Raw genomic sequence first — 239 nt, 5'->3', positions numbered from 1 at the left:
ATGGTTAATTGTCAATGGTTATGCGTGGAACACGCTGAACCATGTATTTGGCATGACAATTAACACCTGACAATTAACAATTAAAAAACAGCCCTGAAAGGGCGCTTTAATTCAGCCCAATGTGTAGCGAAGCGAAGCGTTGGGGACAAAGGCCGCAACCCCATAGAGGGCTGAAAGCCTGAGATAATAAATATTGATTCGTTGACTGAACGCAAAATAAACGAAGAGTGAAAAGTGAA

It is taken from the genome of Tannerella sp., from assembly GCF_030528505.1.
Taxonomy (GTDB): Bacteria; Bacteroidota; Bacteroidia; order Bacteroidales; family Tannerellaceae; genus Tannerella.
Note: the sequence above shows the minus strand (reverse complement) of the source record.